At 58.2% G+C, this 3,513-nt stretch carries 2 protein-coding genes; one reads left to right on the forward strand and one right to left on the reverse strand.

What is annotated here, in order from left to right; genetic code table 11:
• Positions 1-1,278 (forward strand): tetratricopeptide repeat protein (locus tag EYB53_RS25130; RefSeq protein WP_135482339.1); only part of this gene is annotated, 1,278 nt, incomplete at its 5' end.
• On the opposite strand, the gene ligA is transcribed toward EYB53_RS25130, so the two are convergent.
• Complete coding sequence (gene ligA / locus EYB53_RS25135) at positions 1,261-3,354, reverse strand: NAD-dependent DNA ligase LigA (protein ID WP_135482341.1); 2,094 nt, start codon at positions 3,352-3,354, stop codon at positions 1,261-1,263. The genes EYB53_RS25130 and ligA overlap by 18 nt on opposite strands.
• Positions 3,355-3,513: the final 159 nt, after the last annotated feature.

A 3,513-nucleotide genomic window follows, 5' to 3' on the forward strand; every position in this document is an offset into this window, starting at 1 on the left:
CCAGCCGAGCCGGAGCCACCCCGCGAGCGCACCGATGCCTCGATGCCCGACTGGCTCAGCCTTGATGCCCAACCCATCCGTGATGAGCCTCGTGCATCCGAGATAGCGAACCGAGCCCAACCCATTCGCGATGAAGCACCATCAAACACTTCTGAGTGGCTCAGCCTTGATGCGATGACAGCGCAAGGCACCTCAGCTTCTGAATGGCTCAGTCTTGCTCCATCTTCATCGGATCAAGCCGCAGACTCAGCGCAAGCCACCCCAGAGGATAGCGCGTGGCCGAGTATCGATGAGCGCATTGCGAGGGTTCAGCAACTGCGAGCCGTTGCTGCGGCCCCCGAAACGATGAGCGACGCTGATGTTCCGCTACCTGAGCCAACAACGCCAGAACCTGTCGCCACAGCACCGCCGAAAAAACGAGCGTTTGGGTTACCCTTAGCGCCAACGATTATTGATGATCCGTGCCCATTTTGCGGTACGCAAACATATGTTTCTGACCGAACATGTCGCCAATGCCAGAAGGATCTTGTGCTCCACAAACGACCACGCATACAACGCTCGCTGGCACTGAATAGCCTGCTCGGGCTCTATGGCGTCAATGGGTTATTTGCGCTTGGCATCAGTCTCTTTGGTGGTCTCGCCCTGGTTGGCATTCCAGACAATGGCGGTGAAGCAAGCAGTGCGATGCTATCACCAGCGAGCCTGATCGGGCTAATGCTGGTAACAAGCATGTCACTGGTCATCATGGCTGGCCTCTGGCAACGACGCCCGTGGGCCTATATCGCGCATAGTATCGGGTTGCTCTTGAGCATCATCACCGTCATGGTAGCGATCTTTGCCCCCACCCTCAGTGGCATCGCAATCCTCGTCCCACTGCTGGGCATGATGCTCACGACCCTCGCAGGAGGGATCGGAGCGCTCGTGCTGCTCGTGCTCAGTGTCATCCTGAGCGTGCTCAGCATGGACGATTTTTTCACGCGGATGGTGCGGATCACAAGCACGGGAACCATGCCGGGAGGGGGCTATCAACGAGGCCTTGAGTACCGCAAGCGAGGGATGTGGCACCTGGCAGCCCAAACCTGGGAAGAAGCCATCACCGAAGCGCCGCGTGATGTAACGATACGCCGTGCGCTCGGGTTCGTCTATGCCAAGATGCAACGCTATGACGACGCACGGGAATGCCTCCGCGTCGCGCTTGCCATTGAACCCGACGATGTCCAGTTACGCGAAGATCTCGCCGTCATCGAGCGCCTGCGCGTCTTAGAGCAGCAGCGCTAACAACTGCTCTTCACTGAGAATGGGGATGCCCAGTTGTTCCGCACGGCTCAGTTTGCTGCCGGCACTCGCCCCGGCGACCACATAACTGGTCTTTTTGCTGACACTTTCACTGATCTTGCCACCATGATTTTTGATCAACTCACCCGCCGCTTCACGCGTCAGAGTCGGCAGCGTCCCGGTCAAAACGAAGGTCTTGCCAACAAGGCTATCGCTGGCGCGTTCACGTGGGGCGGCACCAGTCAGTTGCAACCCGGCGCTCCGCAATCGGTCAACAAGTTCCCGGTTTTCGGGGCGCTGAAAGAATTCTCTCACGCTGGCGGCCACCACTGGCCCCATTCCTTCAATAGCTTCGATCTCAGCCGGTTGCGCCTCGATCAAGGCCTCGAGACTCCCAAAATGGGTGGCAAGCGTCGTCGCGGCAACAGTGCCCACAAAACGAATGCCGAGGCCAACAATCACCCGTTCGAGGGGGCGCTGCTTTGAGGCTTCAATCGCCTGCAAGAGATTCGCGACCCGCTTCGATCCATATCCCTCCACACCTACAAAATGTTCGGGCGTCAGACTATAGAGGTCGGCGACATCACGAATCCAGCCGAGGCTCACAAACTGTTCGGCCTGGCGCTCGCCAATGCCGACGATATCCATCGCGCTCCGGCTGACAAAATGCTCGATCCGTCGCACGAGTTGCGCCGGACAAATGCCAAAATTCGGACAACGCCACGCCGCTTCACCTTCCAGACGCTCAAGCGGGGTGCCACAGGCCGGACAAACTTCAGGGAAGGCCCAGACCTGTTCATTGCCGGTACGACTCGCCGTTACCGGGCCAACAACATACGGGATCACGTCGCCAGCCCGTTTGACCATCACCTGATCGCCAACCCGGATATCACGTTCACGCAGATACGCTTCGTTGTGCAGGCTCGCATTGCGCACCGTAACCCCACCAAGCTCAATCGGTTCAAGCTCGGCATTCGGCGTCACAACCCCGGTACGACCGACATTGACCACAATGTTGAGCAAGCGCGTCACTGCCTCGCGGGCCGGGAATTTGAAGGCAATCGCCCACCGTGGATCGCGTTGCACCACCCCGAGTTCGCGCTGTTGGGCAAAAGCATCTACCTTGACCACCACGCCATCGGCTTCGTACGCAAGCTGATCGCGACGCTCCATCCAGGCGTTGCAATAGGTCACCACATCGGCAAAGCGCTCAAAGTAGCGCACATCCTGATTCACCGGAAAGCCAAGCCGACGCAAATACGACAATGTTTGCCACTGGCTCGCCAGTTCGACCCCCGTAAAGGGGCCAACAGCATACGCAAAGAAACGCAACGGGCGGTCAGCCGTGATCGACGGATCTTTCTGGCGCAACGAACCAGCAGCGGCATTGCGTGCATTCGCAAACAGCTTCTCGCGACGATGCGCCAGCCGCTCATTCAACGCCTCAAAATCAGCCGTACGCATATAGATCTCACCGCGCACCTCGATCCGTGTGGGCATGGCGGAAGGAAGCCCCAGAGCATCACGCTCAGAGCCGCTCGGTGCAGGCTCATCCAGCAACGAGAGTTGGGTCGTCCCGCTCGTCGAGGGGCGCAGGTGCAACGGGATGCCTCTGACGGTCCGCAGATTCGCGGTGACATCCTCACCAATTTCGCCATCACCGCGGGTTGCCCCCTGCACAAACTGGCCGTGCTCATACGTTAGCGCAATCGCCAGCCCATCAATCTTTGGCTCAACCACAAACGAAACCGGTGTCTCAGGGCCAAGCAGCTTCTGTACCCGATTGACATGCCACTCGTGCAACTCGTGCTCATTCATCGCATTCTCGAGCGAGAGCATCAACTGCGGATGGCGCACCTTGGCAAACTGGCTTGCAGCAGGCGCACCGACACGCTGGGTCGGTGACGTCGGCGTCAAAAGCTCAGGATACGTCGCTTCAAGCCCACGCAACTCGCGCATCAGTGCATCATACGCTGCATCACTGAGCGTCGGATCGTCAAGCACATGGTAACGATAATTTGCCTCATCAAGCACCGAGCGCAACTCTTCAACACGGTGGCGAGCGTCTGAGATCGTCATACTTGATCTTCCTGGTTATTGGTATAGCACTCTATCTGGGTTGTAAAAAGGAGTGCCGACTTTAGCCGATTCATGAATATTCAAGCGTCCATCGGGTCTCTGGTAGTGCCGACTTCAGTCGGCTTCCGGCTCAGCCGACTGAAGTCGGCACTACCTGAT

Origin of the sequence: Candidatus Chloroploca mongolica (assembly GCF_004762035.2) — a bacterium.
Lineage (GTDB): Bacteria > Chloroflexota > Chloroflexia > Chloroflexales > Chloroflexaceae > Chloroploca > Chloroploca mongolica.